Annotated in this window: 30 protein-coding genes and 1 pseudogene; 13 read left to right on the top strand and 18 right to left on the bottom strand. The window is 50.2% G+C overall.

What is annotated here, in order from left to right; all coding sequences use genetic code 11:
• Positions 1-3 precede the first annotated feature (3 nt).
• The 18 genes from E2F51_RS23595 to E2F51_RS23520 all read right to left on the bottom strand — a co-directional run bounded on the left by E2F51_RS23595 (position 4) and on the right by E2F51_RS23520 (position 9,666).
• Positions 4-525 carry a hypothetical protein gene (locus tag E2F51_RS23595; protein WP_134824771.1) on the bottom strand — a complete coding sequence of 174 codons (522 nt, stop codon included), beginning with the start codon at positions 523-525 and terminating at the stop codon, positions 4-6.
• Positions 522-854, bottom strand: coding sequence for a hypothetical protein (locus E2F51_RS23590; protein ID WP_134824770.1), 333 nt, complete (start codon positions 852-854; stop codon positions 522-524). The genes E2F51_RS23595 and E2F51_RS23590 overlap by 4 nt, the downstream gene beginning before the upstream one ends.
• Before the next feature lie 44 nt (positions 855-898).
• Positions 899-1,933: a phosphoadenosine phosphosulfate reductase family protein gene (locus E2F51_RS23585; protein WP_134824769.1), complete on the bottom strand. Its 1,035-nt coding sequence runs from the start codon at positions 1,931-1,933 to the stop codon at positions 899-901.
• A gap of 3 nt (positions 1,934-1,936) precedes the next feature.
• Positions 1,937-2,344, bottom strand: coding sequence for a hypothetical protein (locus E2F51_RS23580; RefSeq protein WP_134824768.1), 408 nt, complete (start codon positions 2,342-2,344; stop codon positions 1,937-1,939).
• Positions 2,345-2,346: 2 nt separating this feature from the next.
• Entirely contained in the window at positions 2,347-2,658 is a 312-nt protein-coding gene (locus E2F51_RS23575) for a hypothetical protein (RefSeq protein WP_134824767.1), read from the bottom strand.
• A 20-nt stretch (positions 2,659-2,678) separates the two neighbouring features.
• Positions 2,679-3,383, bottom strand: a complete 705-nt coding sequence (locus tag E2F51_RS23570) for a Rad52/Rad22 family DNA repair protein (protein WP_134824766.1) — start codon at positions 3,381-3,383, stop codon at positions 2,679-2,681.
• Positions 3,365-3,532 (bottom strand): hypothetical protein, encoded by a 168-nt coding sequence (locus tag E2F51_RS23920; protein WP_167738428.1) that lies wholly within the window; start codon positions 3,530-3,532, stop codon positions 3,365-3,367. Before E2F51_RS23920 ends, E2F51_RS23570 begins: the two co-directional genes overlap by 19 nt.
• Positions 3,529-3,720 (bottom strand): hypothetical protein, encoded by a 192-nt coding sequence (locus E2F51_RS23565; protein WP_134824765.1) that lies wholly within the window; start codon positions 3,718-3,720, stop codon positions 3,529-3,531. Before E2F51_RS23565 ends, E2F51_RS23920 begins: the two co-directional genes overlap by 4 nt.
• 113 nt (positions 3,721-3,833) lie before the next feature.
• On the bottom strand, positions 3,834-3,971 hold the full coding sequence (locus tag E2F51_RS23560; protein ID WP_134824764.1) for a protease FtsH-inhibitory lysogeny factor CIII: 138 nt from the start codon (positions 3,969-3,971) through the stop codon (positions 3,834-3,836).
• Positions 3,968-4,477 (bottom strand): HNH endonuclease, encoded by a 510-nt coding sequence (locus E2F51_RS23555; RefSeq protein ID WP_134824763.1) that lies wholly within the window; start codon positions 4,475-4,477, stop codon positions 3,968-3,970. Before E2F51_RS23555 ends, E2F51_RS23560 begins: the two co-directional genes overlap by 4 nt.
• A 20-nt stretch (positions 4,478-4,497) precedes the next feature.
• Positions 4,498-5,598: a hypothetical protein gene (locus E2F51_RS23550; RefSeq protein WP_134824762.1), complete on the bottom strand. Its 1,101-nt coding sequence runs from the start codon at positions 5,596-5,598 to the stop codon at positions 4,498-4,500.
• Positions 5,599-5,737: 139 nt separating this feature from the next.
• Positions 5,738-6,184, bottom strand: a complete 447-nt coding sequence (locus tag E2F51_RS23545; RefSeq protein WP_134824761.1) for a hypothetical protein — start codon at positions 6,182-6,184, stop codon at positions 5,738-5,740.
• Complete coding sequence (locus tag E2F51_RS23540; RefSeq protein WP_134824760.1) at positions 6,162-6,344, bottom strand: hypothetical protein; 183 nt, start codon at positions 6,342-6,344, stop codon at positions 6,162-6,164. Before E2F51_RS23540 ends, E2F51_RS23545 begins: the two co-directional genes overlap by 23 nt.
• Before the next feature lie 42 nt (positions 6,345-6,386).
• Positions 6,387-6,617 carry a hypothetical protein gene (locus tag E2F51_RS23535; RefSeq protein ID WP_134824759.1) on the bottom strand — a complete coding sequence of 77 codons (231 nt, stop codon included), beginning with the start codon at positions 6,615-6,617 and terminating at the stop codon, positions 6,387-6,389.
• A gap of 204 nt (positions 6,618-6,821) precedes the next feature.
• Complete coding sequence (locus tag E2F51_RS23530) at positions 6,822-7,109, bottom strand: hypothetical protein (RefSeq protein ID WP_134824758.1); 288 nt, start codon at positions 7,107-7,109, stop codon at positions 6,822-6,824.
• 574 nt (positions 7,110-7,683) lie between these two features.
• Positions 7,684-8,661 carry a P63C domain-containing protein gene (locus E2F51_RS23525; protein WP_134824757.1) on the bottom strand — a complete coding sequence of 326 codons (978 nt, stop codon included), beginning with the start codon at positions 8,659-8,661 and terminating at the stop codon, positions 7,684-7,686.
• A 153-nt stretch (positions 8,662-8,814) separates the two neighbouring features.
• A complete protein-coding gene (locus E2F51_RS23915) occupies positions 8,815-8,955 on the bottom strand; it encodes a hypothetical protein (protein ID WP_167738427.1) in 141 nt (46 codons plus the stop codon).
• Positions 8,956-9,003: 48 nt separating this feature from the next.
• A complete protein-coding gene (locus E2F51_RS23520; protein WP_134824756.1) occupies positions 9,004-9,666 on the bottom strand; it encodes a LexA family transcriptional regulator in 663 nt (220 codons plus the stop codon).
• A gap of 81 nt (positions 9,667-9,747) precedes the next feature.
• Between E2F51_RS23520 and E2F51_RS23515 the strand changes: the two genes are divergently transcribed.
• From E2F51_RS23515 to E2F51_RS23455, 13 genes and pseudogenes are all read left to right on the top strand, one after another.
• A complete protein-coding gene (locus E2F51_RS23515; protein ID WP_134824755.1) occupies positions 9,748-9,933 on the top strand; it encodes a Cro/CI family transcriptional regulator in 186 nt (61 codons plus the stop codon).
• 114 nt (positions 9,934-10,047) lie between these two features.
• Complete coding sequence (locus E2F51_RS23510; RefSeq protein ID WP_134824754.1) at positions 10,048-10,386, top strand: hypothetical protein; 339 nt, start codon at positions 10,048-10,050, stop codon at positions 10,384-10,386.
• Between the two features lie 33 nt (positions 10,387-10,419).
• Complete coding sequence (locus E2F51_RS23505; RefSeq protein WP_134824753.1) at positions 10,420-11,247, top strand: DNA-binding protein; 828 nt, start codon at positions 10,420-10,422, stop codon at positions 11,245-11,247.
• Between the two features lie 581 nt (positions 11,248-11,828).
• Positions 11,829-12,200 (top strand): annotated as a pseudogene (locus E2F51_RS23500) (Replication protein O); the annotation flags it as partial.
• Positions 12,197-12,901 carry a replication protein P gene (locus E2F51_RS23495; protein ID WP_134824752.1) on the top strand — a complete coding sequence of 235 codons (705 nt, stop codon included), beginning with the start codon at positions 12,197-12,199 and terminating at the stop codon, positions 12,899-12,901. The pseudogene E2F51_RS23500 and the gene E2F51_RS23495, both read left to right, overlap by 4 nt.
• 499 nt (positions 12,902-13,400) lie before the next feature.
• On the top strand, positions 13,401-13,832 hold the full coding sequence (locus tag E2F51_RS23490; protein ID WP_134824751.1) for a recombination protein NinB: 432 nt from the start codon (positions 13,401-13,403) through the stop codon (positions 13,830-13,832).
• A gap of 364 nt (positions 13,833-14,196) precedes the next feature.
• Entirely contained in the window at positions 14,197-14,403 is a 207-nt protein-coding gene (locus E2F51_RS23485) for a protein ninH (RefSeq protein ID WP_134824750.1), read from the top strand.
• Entirely contained in the window at positions 14,396-14,602 is a 207-nt protein-coding gene (locus E2F51_RS23480; protein ID WP_134824749.1) for a hypothetical protein, read from the top strand. The genes E2F51_RS23485 and E2F51_RS23480 overlap by 8 nt, the downstream gene beginning before the upstream one ends.
• A complete protein-coding gene (locus E2F51_RS24370; protein WP_134824748.1) occupies positions 14,587-14,763 on the top strand; it encodes a protein NinF in 177 nt (58 codons plus the stop codon). The genes E2F51_RS23480 and E2F51_RS24370 overlap by 16 nt, the downstream gene beginning before the upstream one ends.
• A complete protein-coding gene (locus tag E2F51_RS23470; protein WP_134824747.1) occupies positions 14,729-15,310 on the top strand; it encodes a recombination protein NinG in 582 nt (193 codons plus the stop codon). The genes E2F51_RS24370 and E2F51_RS23470 overlap by 35 nt, the downstream gene beginning before the upstream one ends.
• Complete coding sequence (locus E2F51_RS23465; RefSeq protein WP_134824746.1) at positions 15,307-16,041, top strand: site-specific DNA-methyltransferase; 735 nt, start codon at positions 15,307-15,309, stop codon at positions 16,039-16,041. Before E2F51_RS23470 ends, E2F51_RS23465 begins: the two co-directional genes overlap by 4 nt.
• Positions 16,038-16,169 carry a YlcG family protein gene (locus tag E2F51_RS24365; protein ID WP_134824745.1) on the top strand — a complete coding sequence of 44 codons (132 nt, stop codon included), beginning with the start codon at positions 16,038-16,040 and terminating at the stop codon, positions 16,167-16,169. Before E2F51_RS23465 ends, E2F51_RS24365 begins: the two co-directional genes overlap by 4 nt.
• On the top strand, positions 16,153-16,776 hold the full coding sequence (locus E2F51_RS23455; protein ID WP_134824744.1) for a hypothetical protein: 624 nt from the start codon (positions 16,153-16,155) through the stop codon (positions 16,774-16,776). The genes E2F51_RS24365 and E2F51_RS23455 overlap by 17 nt, the downstream gene beginning before the upstream one ends.
• The last annotated feature ends 265 nt before the right edge of the window (positions 16,777-17,041 follow it).

Genomic DNA, 17,041 nt, shown 5'->3' with positions numbered 1-17,041 from the left:
AACTCACTCGCCCTCCACGGTGAAGCCCTGTTCGCGAAGCATCTCAACAACTTCAGAACATTTATAAAATAACCCATCAAAAGGGTTATCCACATATGGAACTGGCAACTTAATCGCCTTGCAGCCAAGCTCTTTGGCGGCGTTCAGGCAACTGTTCCAGCCTAAATGGTAGTCGTTAAAGTCAACCGTTAAGGCATATTCAGGCGGCAACGCTGACGGCTGGGCGGTGAACAAGCCTCTGGCCTTGTAACCGTATCGGGTGGCCTCTGCTGGGTCGTAAATATCAGTCCATTTTCCTGAATCTCCCAAAAACTGCCACGCAACAGGCTCACCCGCTGCCGCGTCCCGGCGTGCAATTTCGGCTTCCAACTCAGCAATGCGCTGCTTTGCGGCTTCCAGTTGGTTGATCATAGCGATAACAACATCTGGGGTTGCGGTGACGCGAAACTCAACAATTTCTGGTGAACCCTGGCCTGCTTCATTGGCCTTGTATGCAATTTCTTTCAGTTCTTTCAGATCGATCATGGCTGCTCTCCCGCGCGAAGTTCTGAGATAAATTCAGCAGCATCTTTTTCGGTAAACAGATTATTTGCCAGCTGACCACAAAGAGCGTTGATTTCTTTTAGTTGGGCATTCTCAGCAGCCATCTTCTGCACCTTCTCTTGCAGCGCGTCACGCTCAGCGTAAACCGCCATTGCTGCTTCAGCGTCTTCACGAAAAGCCAGGTCAATGATGCCCTGACTCAGTCCTTTGTCGTCCAGCGCATATAGAGTCCAGAAGGTTGCTTCGCTGTCTTCGCAAGTCACTGTTTCTTCGCCGTCATCCCGGCAACCTGATACGTAATATTTTTCCATTTCATAGCTCCGTAATTGGTGCCGGCAGAACGCCAGCCCAATGGTTATTCGCAGACCCCAAGATAAATGCTGCTGCAGGCCGTTTTGTCTTCCATTGCGCCAAGCATGTCGTACTGGCGTCCGCCACGTGTCGTAAGTGCCCAGTCGCGGTAGTTTTCGATGCCGTGGGATTCGAGAGTCACCTTGCTGCCATCTGTCTCTGCATTCATCGGGTCCATTCCCGAGTGGAAGAAAGCTGCATTACCACGGCGGGAGCACTGAGCAACAATCCTTTCCCACTCGGCAACCCGACTGATTTCTTCCGGCCAGCGAGTGAATATCTCCCCCAGCTCGGACTTATTGACGCTGACGCATGGCATGCACCCAACCCGCCCGCATCCCTGCTGGTAAAGTGGGTTAGGTTTGATGCCATGACGCCTGGCCAGAGCGAATACCTCATCATGCGTCCACTGCAGAATTGGTCTGTAAAGCGATAGCCCTGGACCCAGATCGAATCCCTCCTCCCATTCCGTAAGAGCGGCGCGAGATGGTGACTCCTGCGCCCTGACACCCTGCCAGCTGATCACGCGCTTACCTGAGTTGACGATCCTGTCAACGACCTGCTCCTGCATGGGGATTTGTTTAAGTTCAAATGTGCAGAACTTTCGCTTGGTTGAAGGGAATGTGCCTTTCCATATGCACATGTCCAGGAACGGTATGCCTGTGGGTTGAAGCGCGCGCAGAGCACGCTTGATAATTTTTCCCGCTTCCTCTTCTGAGTAGCCAAGGTCTTTTACCAAAGATACCGGCCAGCGCTCTTTCACGAACTCACGCTTTGCTGCGATCCGACCTGAAAAGTCAGCTTTTACGCGCTTCAGTGGGCCCAGATGTGATTCCAGATAGTCTAGGTATTCCATCGTCTGCGCATGCTCATGGCCCGTGTCAGCGAAAGCAGCCTCGAATTCGACCCCAGCTTCAATAGCCAGTAGCCATTGCGCCAGACTGTCTTTTCCGCCGGATACCGTGACAACATTCATAACGTTCTGGGCATAGCAACGCAGTTCGGCCTTAAAGCCAACTAGGTGTTGTGCTGTGTTCATGGTTTACTCCTGAAGTGGCCAGAGACCTGCTTGCAACAAGCGCGCTCGGCGCTGGGCTGCGATGATGTTCTTTTGGCGCTGCTCTTCATTAGCCAGGCTGAACGACCTCACGCTAACCACGATGGTCTTGCCTGCTTTCGGGGTAATGCGCTGAGGGCGAGAGGTGAGGGTGTAGATGCGGTCGCGATTCCCTTCGCTGTCGGTAATCCATTCACTGGCTTCAATGGTGGCTGTCTGGTTGGCTCCGACCTGCCATCGCATCTGAGCGTGAAGGTCGGTGACAGTCATCTTCAATATCTTCGCCAGCTCCGTGCCGGTCATAGGCCGCTTGCTGAGTTGCCAGCATGCTAATTCCTTGAAGCCATCGTTTTTGCATCCGGTGCGGCGGCGATAAAAGGGATTTTTCTTCATGCTTACTCCTGACGAACCGACCAGCCGGCACCATGGCGGTGGCTTTCGTAGTCGGTGAATGCATCGCGCTGAATGAGTGGGGCGGTCACGATGATTTGCGGCAGCTTCGGATAGAACGCCGCCTCTTCCGCAAACTTCCGTGTCCATCGCTTAACGGTCCGTTCTGCCATCGATACGTGGCGGGGGTGAGATTTGCCATCCTTGGCAGCCTGCCATGCCGCACAACAGTCAGCGGCCATCCTTTCCAACATCTGCTCTCTGTCAGATTTAGGGCGCAGCAATCTGGCCTCAATATGAGGGTTACTGTTTGGCATGGTGGTTTCCTGCGAGTGGGTTAGGCGGCTTGCTTCAATTCAGCCAGGCGAATGCCGGTGATGTCTTTGCATTTCTCCTGGTGTTCTTCGTGGCCGGCCAAATCTTTCCATGCTTTGGCGTATGCGCTGCGAAGTTTGGCGGTGTCGTTTTCACTTCCAGCATATTCAGTGAAGTCACTGAGCAGCTTGTCTGCGTCAACCGGTGTTGGTGTCGAAGGCTGGGGCTGTACCTGCGGGCTCTGCTTTTGTGATGGTAATGCCCAAGAAGGAAGTGTTGGTGGTGCCCACCAGAATATCTTTCCGTCTTTCGTCTTGGCGCGATTCCATGCGTTGTTCTTTTCAGTGGATGTCTGAGCAAATCCTTCTTCCAGATTATAGAGATAGCGGCCAATCCCCCACTGAACGGCGGCGCGTTTCATTGCTCCGGACATTCCGCCTTTAACCGCCTCAACCTGGGTGTTTTCGGCGGCATCCCACTTGGTGATCCCCTCGCCATCAAACTTTATTGAGATGCCACACATGACCCCGCCGCATGGTGCGGGTTGATACTCATTGCGCCAGAATCCTTTGCCGCAAACTTCGTCCAGCCGGTTCATGATCGCCCGATTAGTAACGTACGCCAGAACCATTGCATAAACCTTCCCCTGGCCAGTCGTCCCTGACTGCTGCACGCGCCACTCAATATCACCTGAGTCAAACGGCTCATCTAATCTTGAAAGTTCCATGAGGCACCTCCCATCATCATTTCCTGCTGCTCCGTGAAGTGATCGGCATTTGCTTCCTGCTGTGCCAGTTCATTTGTCATCTGCTCAGGCAGAATGGCTTTCATCATGCTGATGAAGCACTCGTGCGCTTCAATATCTGCAAGTGTCATGCTGCTCTCTCCTGAACGTTGTAGCCGCGGGCATTGAGGTATTCGAAGATTTCCCGCTCATCAATCTGACCAAGCAATTCCTTTGCGTTGATGTCATCAAGCATCACTTCCTCGGCTGTGATGGTGATTTCCCCGGGGCGAACTCCGCACTTTGTCGTGAAGTACGCGCACTGAAATTTGATGTTCATGGTTTAACCGACCTCCGAAGTAACCGCATTGCCATCGCCCAAAGCGGGGCATCTCCAGTTAGCTGCGCCAGCCGGCAAAGCTCTTGAGCGCGATTGAAGTAACGAGTTTTCATTTACGGCCTCCCTGGCTGGTTCAGAATGTCGATTAGGCTGCGGAATGACTTACGTAGGCGTTCGGTAAGTCGTGAAAGTTGGGATGGGTAAAACTGAGCGGAGCCCACAATGGCCCCGCCCTCGATGGCATAGTTCATCGTGGGTCTGTTCCTGTTTTAAATGGTGAGAATTCACCGTGGTATTTAATTGAGGCCTGCTTGTAAGCTTCTGCTGCCTCTTCTTTTGAATCGAAAAAACCGATGGTCAACCGTTTCCGATTAACAGAAATCCGAGCTACCCATTTCTTATTTGGTAGTTGCCAACTAACGCCTTTAAATCCAGAGGTGTTGTCTTTCCTCTTGATGACGTTTCTGTTGTTTTGCAGTCGGCTGGCAATTCTCAAATTGGTGATTCTGTTGTCCAGTTTTTCACCATTGATATGATCGATTTCTGTATCGGGGAATGTGTTATGAACTAAGAGCCAAGCTATTCGATGGGCGGGGTAGGATTTTCCATTAATTTTAATCCTAAGATATCCGTTAGAGGATATCGACCCAGCAACCCGACCGGGCTTGATGCTTTTCGAGGCCGGAAGTATCCATGTAAAAATCCCGCTATCACTGTCGTAATTAAGAATCTTTTTCACTTCACTTGCGGTTAGCATCCAAGGCTCCAATGAGTTATTTAATAGTTAATGGTGGTATGGGGGATGAGGTCACCTTTGAGGGCTACCAGTGTTGCAATGGCATCTTCGCGAGTCAGTCCGGCGTGAGCGATCAAGGCGTTTACTACAGCGGTGCCGATCGTCTTGCGATGCACTTCGTCAGCAGCGCGGGCGGCTGCCTCATCGGCAATGCGTTTTTCTTCAGCCAGGCGAGTGGCTTCTTTTTGGCCGGCTTCCTGTTTTTCACGTTCTGCTGTAGCCAGTTCTTCCTGCTGTCTTTCAATCGTTTCAGCCGTGGACAGCAACTGCTTGATTTGTTCAATGGCTTGTTGCTTGGCATTTTCAGCAGCACCAATCAAAGAGCCAAATCTTTCATCGATGGGCCACGCGACAGTTTCAGTGAGTGTGTCTTTGATGCACTGAATTGTGCCACCCTGACGAACGCCTGAACGTCCTGACCGCGCGATGATTATCTGGTGCTGAATGCCGCTAATTTCACTCAGGGCATCTTGATGCTGCTGATGCTCACGAGCCTGCTGTTGCTCGGCTTCCTGCCTTGCCTGCTCGATAGCCTGCCGCTTAATCTCTTCCTCACGGGCAACGCGATGGCGTTCTGCTTCGGCCTTTGCTTCAGCTGCGTCTCGGTCGAATTTGTCATTTAGCAGAAGGGCGATTTCGTGATCTGATTCGAACTGCTTTTTCAGCGCTTCAGCGGCGGCCAGCTCTTCAGCTGCGATGCGCTGGCGCTCTTCCTCAGCGGCCTTTTCAGCAGCAATCCTTTCCTGCTCAGCTTCCCAATCGGTTAGTGGTCGGCGGACTTCATCCTTAAGTGCATCCAGACGTTCACGCACAATGCGGCGCTGTTCATCAATCTGCTTTGGAAGCTCCTTTAACTCTGCTACAACGTCCTTGCCTACGCCGTCGATGTAAGTTTTTGACCGGGCCACTTTGTTAGCCATGGAGCCAATTGCTTTGCGGCTGGTAACAGTGCTGAGGTCAGGCACAAAAAGGCGAGCCTCTTTCTCAATGTGCTGAATGATTTCTTCAATACGGGTCTTGTCCTTGAAAACTGACAAAGCGTCCGCTTTTTCAATAACAACCAAATCCGTTGTTTCGCTCATATTCCTCTCCTGTGGGCATAAAAAAGGCCTCCGGAGAGGCCAAGCTGAACAATAACGGCCAACGCCACCTTGTCTAAAGCGCGTTGGTTGATGACTGGGCGCCATCGTCGAGCCGAATCAATGAATCAGCTCTGCGATATCAGCCAGATAAATTTGAGTTCCAGTTTTCAATGGCGGAGACAGGGCTATCGAAAGTTACACGCGCAATCCAACTACAGCACTTCAACTGGAATTGATTGAGGATGTATGGCTCAGGACCGATGCGGCAGCCTCTATCCCATTCAAAAGCCTTAATAGATGGCGTCTTCTTGCAGAAGGGGCATGCTGTAGCGGTAGGTAGGTTTTCAAACGTAATATCATCTACCGATTCATCATTCTCAGCCCACTGAAGCTCACCGGGTAAAACCAGTGAATAGCCATTCCAGTAATCAAACTCGGGCGATAAAACATTTTCGTGTCCTGCGCCGCGCATTCTGAATTTAGCCCTCGCGACCACAATTAATCCCTTAACTTTGCGACTGCCCATTCGCCACAGATAAACACCGGCTGCATCAGGCTTGCGCTCAGAGTATTTCACCCAATTCATAACCTTCATCCTTCCACCTCTCAAACTGGTCTTTGTTCATCTGCTGGCTGATTACCTTGCCTGCAAATACCCCTTTACCTTCTGTTAAATCAGCACGCCAATGACAGCCACAGGCCATCTGTGTGACGCGCCATTTACCGTCTTTGCGGTCGACTATCATGGTGTGCTCCGGGCATAAAAAAGGCCGCCTGGTGGCAGCCTGTTATTCGTTATCAATAAACGCCAAGGTGGGTATAAGCTTTCCTTCAACATCACCCATCACCGCCCTGACATCACGAGTATCGCTAATCTGTGATGCAGGGATATCCACGGTAACCCGGTAGAAATCACCACGCTGTTTGTACTCAGCTTTGCAACTAAACTGGCTAAATGGCCTGATGAACACACCCAGAGGCTTCAGTTTGTTGAAGGTTTCCTCAATCTTGCTTGTCATCTCTCACTCCAGGCAGTGCCGCTGTTAAGGCCTACCAAGTCCCACCTTCGGGCGCGAAACCTGTTTTTAAGGGCAAGCTCAATATAAGTTCGTCGCGCTCCTTTCATGCCTTTTGCTCTGCATTCGGCAGCGCGTGAGCGGTAATACTTCACTTCATCTCGACATTCTTGTGCCCAAACTTCTGTAAACTTTGTCATGACACCCTCACTTAATAATGTGAACCGCACCTTTACGGCTTGTGCGGAACCCGGCTTGATACAACGCCACATCACCCATGCAGATACTCCCTGCACTTGGCTCAGGCTTACTTCGCATTCCAGGTGCTGTTACTGCTCTGAATACCGAGCTGCTGCATCCTGTAACCGCCTCAGCAAAGTTACGCGCAAGCGACCTATCGAAACTGCGCTCTGCAACCTTCGCTGCTCTGCGTGCTTTGTAGCGGCTTTTAGCTGTGCCTTGTGGCTTAGGTTCTTTCCAGATGATGGTTGCCATGATTGACCTCCGGGTTAGATGATTTTGGTGATTGGATGGCCGGTGCTGATCTCCGACTTTCTGGATGGCACTAGCCAGACCTTGTGCGGTGACACCGCTCATACCATCTATCACTGCGCTGCTGCGACTTACGTTGCGATCCCGGTGCGCATCAGCCTGCGCATTCATCCAATCCCAAAATCATCTGATTCTGGCCCCGCCGATTAGAGCGGAGAGCAAATTGTTAAAGTGACTGCGTTCCCTGTCGTACTGCTTCAGCGTCCTGCTGTGAGAACTAATTTAAGACAACTTAAATTAATCGTCAAGCATGAATTAAAGAAAACTTAAATTATTTATCGTGAATGATCACCGGTGAAAGAGCAGGGTGCTTTCAGGGGGCTTAGGGGGGGTGAGCTGGTTAAACTGCAGGCACAAAAAACCGGCCGCTAGGGCCGGAAGGTTGCTGTGTATGTCTTTGTTGTTTTTGCCTGATCGGTTATTACAGGCCTAATTATTTTGCGAAAAAATTAGAGATAGGACTGTGATTTTGGGCACAAAAAACCCGGCGCGGTGGCCGGGTCGGTGGTCAGTACAATTAAAAATCGGGCTTCATCTTCCCGAACACCTTATCTATGCCCTGTTCGTACTCTTCTTTAGTGTCGCTCATTGCCGCCACACCTAAGAGCTTACCGATGTGCTGCCGGAGTGCCTTTACTCCAATTTCTGAAAGAAAGAGGTGCAATTTGTCACTAGGCTTACCTCCTTCCTCTCTGCTTGCTTTGATCTGATCTAATATTTTCCCTTTGCTTTTAGCTAGGGGTCCATAAATTTGCATGTTAGTTAATTGACCAAATCGGATCGGCCTTCCTCGTTCTGGCCTATTGAGTTGATACAAGCGGTACCATTCCTCATAAAGTTCATCAGGGAATTCTTTTTCATAACCGCGAGCTTCCTCTCTAACAAAGGCTTTGAATGCGTCAATTACTTCCTGAACTTCTGGGCGATATCCTGCAATGGCATATCCTAGGCCTTTTAAACCAGCCTTCATGGATGCTGTTACAAGCCGTTGTGCAAGTTCAGCTGATTTAGCTCTTGATGCTGGCAAGGCGCCAGCCCTTTCTGCATTTATAACGGCTGTGGCAATATCTCCAATGAGCACAATATCGAAACCATGAGCTTCATCTGAGAGAGAGTTTGGGACCGGGGACCTCCATTGAAAAATAAGAGGTTTCTCTATTTTTTCCAGCAAAAAGGGATCAATGAATTTCGACATATAATTCGTGTTGAGGAATCGGTCAACATCCCTTCCGTGTTCGCCTATGCCTAACAATTTAGCTAGTCCAGTTTTAGATACAACGACGGTTTTATCTAAGTCATCCAGAATATAGCACTCAGCATCAATGCCAAAATCGTCCATGAAACTGCCTTTATGCGTTGCCTTACTAGGCTTGCCTTTCCATCTGGCTGCAGCCGCCTTTTTTGCAATACCAGCACGCTGCTCTTTAGTTAAGGACTTGGCTCTGGCGAGCCCACCCTTTGCTTTACCTTCTGGAATTATTTTTTTGTCAGACATTATGCAAGCACCTATGTTATGAAATGTGCTTGCATAATAAACAACGCATAAATAAACTAGCAAGCATTATTTTTAATTTATGCTTGCAACATTCGAGGTAATAAAAAAGGCCGCATCTCTGCGACCTCTTCTCACCCGTACGTCTCTTCCGGCCTACTTGCCATCAGCCCATTTGGTAATCTGGCTGTCAATCTTGCCATCGAGGTAATCTGTCAAGTGGGGCGTTCCTGCCTTCAGTAGCAGGGCAATACACGCTGCAAATGCCAAAACAAGTAAAACTCTGCTGATGCTCATAACCTCTCCTTGCATAGATTAACTGAACGTCTCTTCCGGCCAGTGGGCTTAACGGCGGTGGTTTTTCCTGCTTATACGGTGCTCAATCATCGTTCCGATCACGTTCAGTCTTCCAGAGTCTGAACGCAGAGTAGGGAAGTCATCGTTCAACGGGACCAGCTCGTAAACATCGTTCCCGTGATCATCTGTGCCCGTGGGACGGTACTTTTTAAACACAGTTTCGTTCTTCAACTCATCTCTGGCCACTACGAAATCGCCAGGCACTGGGTAAACATCTGGATCAACGATAATCCGATCGCCTGGAGTGAATTTTGGCATCATGGAATCGCCTTCAATCACCAGAGCAAAGGTAGATTCTGAGCAGTTATCGTCCATAAGAAGATAGCTGATACCGCCATCATGAGCCCTGTATTCCTGACTCTCTGTCCACATCCCTGCCTGCACGTAACTTAGCACTGGAATCCTTTTACTTCCCATATCTGAAGGGGAGACGTTCGAAACCGACTCTTCCCCAGTGGAAATGAAGTTTGCTGTAACCCCTAACGCTCGCGCCAGGGCAAGCAGGTTCTCACCTCGAGGGGATGTTTCGTCCTTCTCCCACTGGGAAATCGAGACGTGAGAAACCCCTACCTTTGCAGATAAATCTTTCTGCGTCAGACGCAGTTCTTTTCTTCGCGCACGTATGCGCTCGCCAACCGATGTGATTTTCATAATTAAGATATCTTAAATCGTGTTGACTTAAGTTTCCTTTAGTTAGATAATTTAAGAGTTCTTTAATTTCGGAGCGAGTCCATGAAAAAGAAACATGTAATCGGCCACTTCGGAACCCAGCGAGCAGTAGCACGTGCATTAGGCATTAGTGATGCAGCCGTATCTCAGTGGAAGGAGATTATCCCTGAGAAAGACGCCTACCGATTGGAAATCGTCACAGCTGGCGCCCTGAAGTACCAAGAGGCCGCATACCGCGTAGCCGCTTAAGCAATACCGCTCTTTAAACAATCAGGCCGCCAGCCTAACCGCAGGCAAACAACTAAGTGGCAAGCCCCACGGCTTGCTCACGTAACTAACCAATTAACACGGAGATAGTAAGAAATGGAACACGCAACATCACGCAAATCAGGAAGTATTGCGTTTATCGGTCGCCACCTTCTGGCCACTGCTCACCAGGCATTATCAAACACCCGTCAGTCAGTGGTTGCCAGGCTGCTTGAAGTAGCTGACTCAACCATCCTCAGAAGAACCGAAAAATACCCGGAAATTATGGAAACTCTCGCCGCCTGCGGTGTAGAGGATTTTGTGATGTCTGGAGAAAGGAAAATGCCGCTGGAACATTACCGGCATCTGATCTGGATACAGCTTGAATATTCACGGCTGCAGCTGGAAATGACAAAAGAAAAACCGCAAGAGAGCGCGAACTCTTTTGCGGCTTAGTGCGAATGACTGGATCAATTCACAGGAGTAATTATGTCATCACTTTCACAGTTGTACAAATACAAAGACCAGAACGGCACTGAAACCACGGTACGAAAGACCTTCCTTGTTCCGCTGTCAGAAATTTATGTCGAGCCGGGATATAACGTCCGTGATATCGATCAGGCGCATGTTGAAGAATTCCGGGATGCATTCATTGCTGGCGAGTTTGTTCCGCCCTTGGCGGTTCAGGTCACCGATCAGGGCGTCAAGGTTATCGACGGCCATCACCGGTATTACGGCGCAAAGCTGGCTACCGAATCCGGTACCGAGATTCCACGCCTGGAGTGCAAAGACTTTGTTGGCACTGAAGCCGATCGCATTGCCTTCATGGTCACCAGTTCTCAGGGTAAGGCTTTGGCTCCTCTTGAGCGTGCAGCCGCTTATCTGCGCCTGAGCAATCAGGGATGGGAAGTGGGTGAGATAGCGAAGAAGGTAAAACGCAGCGTTGCTGATGTTGATCACCATCTTCAGCTGCTGGAGTGCGGCGACAGCCTAATTGAAATGGTGAGGGCTGGCGAGGTGGCACCGACAACGGCGGTCGCTCTTTCCCGCCAGCACGGAACACATGCTGCCGCAGTCGCTGAGATTCAACTGGGCAAGGCCAAAGCATCTGGCAAGACCAAGCTTACCAAATCGGCGGCAATACCTCAGTTCAGCGCTCACAAGGCACGTCGACTGGCAGAGCTTCTTTGTGATTCCAACCTGTTCGTAGTGGCTGGCAATCACGCATTAGCGCTTCCTGAGGCCGTAGTGGAAGAAGTAACACGAATCCTCGCTGAATACCGTTCTGGCATCAGCGACAACTCAGGCCGGGAGTAATCATGAACCTTGCCTATTCAAACGTAAGACCCATACGGCCTGATAAGCAGGCCACTGACAGACCGGAGGCAACCGGTAAGGGGTTTGCCTTGCTGCACAGAAAAATTATGGAGCTGCCTTTTTACAGGACGGATTCTGATGCTGTTCATCTATGGATTCACTTCATCCTTTCTGCAAACCATGCGGCCGGACCGGTAGCCACCGAGTTTGGTGAATTGCTATGCAGGAGAGGTGAGTTCATTACCGGGCGGCATACCCTGGCACAGGAGACGGGAATTGACCCCAACAGGATTAAATATCTGCTTCTGAAGTTCGAAAAATTGGGGATGATCAGCAAGGAATCGAACAAGAAGTTTTCGAAGATTCTGGTCACAAAATACGACGATTATCAGCAAAAAGTTGTGCCAACAGATTGCCAACAAAGTGCCAACGCAATCCCGCTTACAGCAAGGGCTGGAGAGGAGGTTGTGCCAACAGATTGCCATCAAAGTGCCACAAACAATATAACATCTAATACTAACGTATTAGATTCTAGTCAGAGAATTTCCCCTCCTGCCGCCCAGCAAGAAAAACCTCAACGACCTGAAGCAGCCATTCAATCATCGAAAGGTGACAAGTGGGGGACTGCTGACGATCTGAAAGCGGCTGAGTGGATGTTCGATGTGGTGAAGGCAATCGAGCCTTCTGCAAGAAAGCCCGCCTTTGCAGGATGGGCAAATGACATCCGGCTGATGCGTGAGAAAGATGGCCGCGACCATCGCGGCATGTGCAGCCTGTTCCGCTGGGCCAGCCAGGACAGTTTCTGGTGCGGCAATGTTCTGTGTCCTGCAAAGCTTCGTGAGAAGTGGTCGCAGCTGGCAATCAAACGCGACAAGGTGAAATCCGGTACCGGAACTGGCAAGCCTGTCCTGGACTTCAACAACACTGACTGGGCAGAGGGGTTACAGCTATGAGAAACCTGGTAACGGCCATCCAGAACCGTGATGGCAAATCACTTCAGCAGATGTACGCGCCTGAAAAGCTTGTCCAGCAGGTACCGGAGCAGGCGATCAAGATATTCAACGAACTGTTCCGGGAGCTTAAAGCGGCATTCCCCGCGCTGATGGCAACCATCAAAGAGCAGGATGACCTGAATGAGCTGCGCCGCCAGTGGGTGCTGTCCTTCGCTGAGAACGGCATAACCTGCATGGACCAGGTGAAGGCCGGGATGAAGATAGCCCGCCAGCAGGAAACACCGTTCCTCCCGTCGCCCGGCCAGTTTGTTGCCTGGTGCAATCAGGGCGAAGCAAGTCGTCATGGCCTGCCTGACTCTGACGAGCTTTACGACATGGTGATGACCTACAGCGCGCGGCGCGGTGATTTCTCTTCACCCGAAGCCTACCCGTGGCCAAACAACCCGGCCTACTGGATGGTGACAAAGCTCTATTCGGAAATGCGCTCGCTGAACCTGACCGATCCGGAGCTTCGCAAGCGCTGTGCCAAAGAGCTGAAAACTATGTCACGTAGGATTCAGGCTGGCGAACCCATCCCGGCACCGGTAGTGCAGATTCCAAAACTACACATCCCGGTCAGCAATGAGAGGGGCCTGGATAAAATCGCTGAGCTGCGAGAAAGATACGGTCTTCATAAAAGTAAAAATGAATATCAGAGATGAATGACATTTTAGTTAACAAAATTGAAGTTATTTTTCTTTGGGAAAGTTGATATGTTACCGGTAACGGCCTATGTTTTTTGTGGGTATGTTCACTTTCATTAAAGGAGTTACTAATGAGGTTTAATTTAAAGTTACTTAAAATCATTGAGTTGTTGGTGTTGGCTCTCTTCGTTATCCTGATTGCGTACTTACTGATTACCGGGCTATCTTCCGCAGTCGGATTAGATAAAAGTTGGCCTTACCCACAAAGATGATGTATTTACACCAGGGAAATATAAGAATTATAACTATTTAAACAAAGATTCGAGGTTTTGTGATGCAATCAAATAAAGAGTCTCTTGAACAAGAACGCTCGAGTTTTCAAAAGCTCAGAAATTCCATTCTCTTACTTAGGGTATTGATAATCGAAAGACAAAGTTACCAAGTAATCAATGAGTTCATCAGCACCATTGATGCAGAGATAGCAAGCTTGCAGGAGCAAAACACCCGGAGGTAAACCGTGAAGCAAACATTCGTGTTGCGTGACAGCAACATCCGACAGCACATCATCAGCACCATCCAGCAGTTACCCGCCAATTCCTCCAAGCCATACCAAATCGTAATCCAGGAAGACACCAGAAGCCTCGCGCAAAACAGGATGCTGTGGTCATGCCTGAATGACGTCTCACGTCAGGTCATCTGGTATGGGCGAAAGATGGACTCCGAAAGCTGGAAGCATGTTTTCAGCGCCAGCCTGAAGAAACAGGACACAGTACCGGGTATCGATGGGGGCTTTGTCGTGTTGGGCCAGTCAACAAGCAAAATGCGCGTCAGTGAAATGCGTGACCTGATAACCCTGATTCACGCATTCGGCGCAAACCACAATGTAACTTTCAGCGATGAATCAGTCCGTGCAGCAGAATGGGCTTCGCGCTTTGGAGATGCAGCATGACAGCACGCGACCGAATCAAAGAGTTTCTGATCGGCCGAACCGGACACGTATCAACCAGCATCATCCACGACCACATTGAATCACTTGGCTATAAGCGATGCAGCTCCTGCTCAGCGCTATCTAAGATGGCCTCAAGGGGGGAAGTGCTAATCGAGGGATATCACATTCACACCTCCGCGAGGCTTAATCCCGCTTACAAAGCGACAGAAGCCTCAGCGCGTCAGACGGCCAATCATTCTCACCTGGCTAAGCCAATGGGGCGTGTGCCGGGCAAGCCAAAGCGTGAAAACGCGATATTCGATATGTGCCGGGAATACAGCAGCATTTACCGGTTAATCGATCGACCACTACGCGGAGTCAGGGTATGAACGCACAACTCACCACGATACCTGAATTACTCACCCTCACACGCGGCAATCAAACTGAGGCTGCAAGGAAGATTAACTCTAACCGAGCAACCATCAGGAAGTATGCCCGTGACTTTAAGGCTAATCAGCACGCGATAGTTAATGGCGTGCTGATGGTCTATCGCGGTCAGTTAGGGCAGCACAAGAGGAATGGTCATGGCTAAATCATGGTTCCATCACTCAGACTGCACCATCGAAGAAGCCAACCAGTTAATCCTCAGCTACACCGCCCGCAACATCAAAACCGAAAAGCACCTCGCCGCCGATTACAAGTCGTGGACGGTATCGGCATTGCTTCCAGAAACCAAATACGAACCGATCCCAAGCAAGCGCTGGGAACAGCCGATATGGAGCAGGGTATGAGTGAGTCATATGACAGGGTATGCGCGGAGTGCAGCCGCCCATTGAGCGAAGACGAAGCACACTGCTGCGACGATTGCGCTGCCTGGATGCTGGAAGACCCGAACGCTAACATAGCAGGAGGATACGATGGCAACAGTCATCAAGCCGCCGAAACCCCGTAAATGCAAATGCTGCCCCACCAAGTTCACACCCCGCAACAGCCTTCAGACCGTCTGCTCTCCCAAATGTGCAATCCAACTCGCTAACCAGCTATCCGATCGTAAACAAAAGCGACAGGAGAAAGCTGAGCGTGCTGCATGGAACAAGCGCAAAGCCGATGTTAAGCCGTTAAGCCACTGGATGAACATGACCCAGCGGGCATTCAACGACTACATCAGGGCGCGGGACGGGGAAGTCTGCATCAGTTGCGGCAGCACAACGGCGGTCAGCTATCACGCCGGGCATTATCGCTCTACTGCGGCGGCATCGCACCTGAGATTTAATGAGGACAATGTTTCATCACAATGCAGTGCGTGCAATACCCACCACTCCGGCAACATCGGGCCGTACCGCATCAACCTCATATCAAAAATCGGCCTTCAGCGCGTCATAGCGCTCGAATCTGACAACAACCCTCACCGATACACCCGTGAAGAACTGGATTCGCTACGTGCGAAATACAGGGCTTTTCTGCGGGAAATTAATAAGCAAAGGAGCGAAGCAGCATGATTCAATTACATCATGGTGACTGTTTTGAAGTGCTGCCCACAATAGCAGCAGGAAGCATTGACCTCATTTGCGCGGATGTACCTTACGGTACCACTGAGTGCAAATGGGATTCGGTTCTCGACCTCGAGCGCATGTGGCTGGAACTTTACCGTGTAGCAAAACCAAACGCGGCGATAGTGATTTTCTCAGCGCAGCCATTCACCAGTGTTTTAGTCGCCAGCAACCTCAAGAACTGGCGAAGTGAATGGATATGGGAGAAGGGGAACGCTACAGGGTTCCTGAATGCCAAAAAGCAGCCACTTCGTGCGCATGAAAACATCGAGGTTTTCTATCGTCGGCAGCCAACATACAACCCGCAGTTCACCCACGGTCATGAGCGCCGTACGAGTAAGCGCAAAACAGTCGATTCTGAGTGTTATGGAAAAGCCTACACCCTAACCGAATATGACTCGACATCACGGTACCCTCGAGATGTTCAGTTCTTTTCGAGCGATAAGCAGAAAGGCAATTACCACCCCACTCAAAAGCCAGTGGCTTTGATCCGGTACCTAATCGAAACCTACAGCAATCCCGGCGAGACAATACTCGATTTTACGATGGGTAGTGGTACCGCTGGTGTGGCATGTCAGGAATCAGGAAGGGATTTTATCGGTATTGAGAAAGACTCGGCCATTTACCAAGTGGCATGCGATCGCATCGGGTACCGAAATGAAATAACGGAGGCTGCATGATCGACTATCTCCGACAGAAATGGCGTCACCTCCGGCTCTACCGCACCCGCAACACCTTCCCGATTGACTACCGCATCCTCCGCAACACAGCAAAGCTAATGGGAGCCAGAAATGAGAATAGAGCGTGACTATCAGCAAATAGTTCGCCTCGCTGGTGTTCGTACTGCCGCTGACATGCGCAGGCTATTCGGAACCGGCTGGAAGACCATCAACCGATCGCAGCAGGCATGGATTCGCAATCTGCTGACCGTATGGGGTGATCACCTTTCCGGTGATGAGTATGAGCGTGGTGAAATTAACGTTCTTGGCAGGCTCATGATGCGCTGTGAATGGAGTGAGCAGAAAGCCAGGCAGATAGAGAGGGTTGTCACAGAGCTTCACTGTGAAGGCTACAGAGGGGAAGAGTTACTCCGTAAAGCCCGTGACATCCTGGTCCCACAATCATCAGCCGGCAACATCATCGCTCTCGCCAAAGAATCAGATGATGCTGCCTTTATGGAATCGGTAATCGTGAAAACGTTTGGACGGGATAACCCGATCCGCTCTGTAGCCAGATTACGATACTGCAAATGCAAGAGCGCGCAAAACATCGCTCAGTCGTTAATTTACTTCACCGGCGTAACACCGAAAGAGGCCCGCAATAGAATGGAATGGGCGCAGGATATCCTTGAAGGAGAATTGTATTACGCTGTAAAGCGTGAAATGGAGAAGGAATATTCTGCATTGGCAGCCTGATAGCACGAATAGCTAAAGACATTGGGCAATAAACCTGGCTAAATGCAGCTATGCTCGGGAAGTAAAGCGAACTGAGCGCGGTGATGCTGAAATGAAGCGTCACAAAAAAGCCCTGGCCTTAACGGTTGGGGCTTTTTTCATTAATTAAATTCAGCCATATTAAATAATTAAAGGATTTAATTATTGCGCTTGAATCTGAAAAAATATCAGCATTGCTCTAAATTTTTTGTGTAACTCATTCCGCTAAAGATATTTCCTAATGTCG

The organism is Erwinia sp. QL-Z3 (assembly GCF_004551645.1).
Classification (GTDB): Bacteria; Pseudomonadota; Gammaproteobacteria; order Enterobacterales; family Enterobacteriaceae; genus Erwinia; species Erwinia billingiae.
Note: the sequence above shows the minus strand (reverse complement) of the source record. Positions and strands in the feature narration are given on the sequence as shown.

Coding starts and splice junctions, on each gene's coding strand:
- E2F51_RS23555 (WP_134824763.1), bottom strand. CDS start 4,477: ATGCTAACCGCAAGTGAAGTGAAAAAGATTCTTAATTACGACAGTGAT.
- E2F51_RS23545 (WP_134824761.1), bottom strand. CDS start 6,184: ATGAATTGGGTGAAATACTCTGAGCGCAAGCCTGATGCAGCCGGTGTT.
- E2F51_RS23495 (WP_134824752.1), top strand. CDS start 12,197: ATGAGAAACCTGGTAACGGCCATCCAGAACCGTGATGGCAAATCACTT.
- E2F51_RS23505 (WP_134824753.1), top strand. CDS start 10,420: ATGTCATCACTTTCACAGTTGTACAAATACAAAGACCAGAACGGCACT.
- E2F51_RS24370 (WP_134824748.1), top strand. CDS start 14,587: ATGGAGCAGGGTATGAGTGAGTCATATGACAGGGTATGCGCGGAGTGC.
- E2F51_RS23480 (WP_134824749.1), top strand. CDS start 14,396: ATGGCTAAATCATGGTTCCATCACTCAGACTGCACCATCGAAGAAGCC.
- E2F51_RS23920 (WP_167738428.1), bottom strand. CDS start 3,532: ATGACACTTGCAGATATTGAAGCGCACGAGTGCTTCATCAGCATGATG.
- E2F51_RS23595 (WP_134824771.1), bottom strand. CDS start 525: ATGATCGATCTGAAAGAACTGAAAGAAATTGCATACAAGGCCAATGAA.
- E2F51_RS23580 (WP_134824768.1), bottom strand. CDS start 2,344: ATGAAGAAAAATCCCTTTTATCGCCGCCGCACCGGATGCAAAAACGAT.
- E2F51_RS23585 (WP_134824769.1), bottom strand. CDS start 1,933: ATGAACACAGCACAACACCTAGTTGGCTTTAAGGCCGAACTGCGTTGC.
- E2F51_RS23575 (WP_134824767.1), bottom strand. CDS start 2,658: ATGCCAAACAGTAACCCTCATATTGAGGCCAGATTGCTGCGCCCTAAA.
- E2F51_RS23570 (WP_134824766.1), bottom strand. CDS start 3,383: ATGGAACTTTCAAGATTAGATGAGCCGTTTGACTCAGGTGATATTGAG.
- E2F51_RS23550 (WP_134824762.1), bottom strand. CDS start 5,598: ATGAGCGAAACAACGGATTTGGTTGTTATTGAAAAAGCGGACGCTTTG.
- E2F51_RS23565 (WP_134824765.1), bottom strand. CDS start 3,720: ATGAACATCAAATTTCAGTGCGCGTACTTCACGACAAAGTGCGGAGTT.
- E2F51_RS23535 (WP_134824759.1), bottom strand. CDS start 6,617: ATGACAAGCAAGATTGAGGAAACCTTCAACAAACTGAAGCCTCTGGGT.
- E2F51_RS23465 (WP_134824746.1), top strand. CDS start 15,307: ATGATTCAATTACATCATGGTGACTGTTTTGAAGTGCTGCCCACAATA.
- E2F51_RS23470 (WP_134824747.1), top strand. CDS start 14,729: ATGGCAACAGTCATCAAGCCGCCGAAACCCCGTAAATGCAAATGCTGC.
- E2F51_RS23515 (WP_134824755.1), top strand. CDS start 9,748: ATGAAAAAGAAACATGTAATCGGCCACTTCGGAACCCAGCGAGCAGTA.
- E2F51_RS23560 (WP_134824764.1), bottom strand. CDS start 3,971: ATGAACTATGCCATCGAGGGCGGGGCCATTGTGGGCTCCGCTCAGTTT.
- E2F51_RS23520 (WP_134824756.1), bottom strand. CDS start 9,666: ATGAAAATCACATCGGTTGGCGAGCGCATACGTGCGCGAAGAAAAGAA.
- E2F51_RS23525 (WP_134824757.1), bottom strand. CDS start 8,661: ATGTCTGACAAAAAAATAATTCCAGAAGGTAAAGCAAAGGGTGGGCTC.
- E2F51_RS23455 (WP_134824744.1), top strand. CDS start 16,153: ATGAGAATAGAGCGTGACTATCAGCAAATAGTTCGCCTCGCTGGTGTT.
- E2F51_RS23485 (WP_134824750.1), top strand. CDS start 14,197: ATGAACGCACAACTCACCACGATACCTGAATTACTCACCCTCACACGC.
- E2F51_RS23510 (WP_134824754.1), top strand. CDS start 10,048: ATGGAACACGCAACATCACGCAAATCAGGAAGTATTGCGTTTATCGGT.
- E2F51_RS23590 (WP_134824770.1), bottom strand. CDS start 854: ATGGAAAAATATTACGTATCAGGTTGCCGGGATGACGGCGAAGAAACA.
- E2F51_RS23530 (WP_134824758.1), bottom strand. CDS start 7,109: ATGGCAACCATCATCTGGAAAGAACCTAAGCCACAAGGCACAGCTAAA.
- E2F51_RS24365 (WP_134824745.1), top strand. CDS start 16,038: ATGATCGACTATCTCCGACAGAAATGGCGTCACCTCCGGCTCTACCGC.
- E2F51_RS23540 (WP_134824760.1), bottom strand. CDS start 6,344: ATGATAGTCGACCGCAAAGACGGTAAATGGCGCGTCACACAGATGGCC.
- E2F51_RS23915 (WP_167738427.1), bottom strand. CDS start 8,955: ATGAGCATCAGCAGAGTTTTACTTGTTTTGGCATTTGCAGCGTGTATT.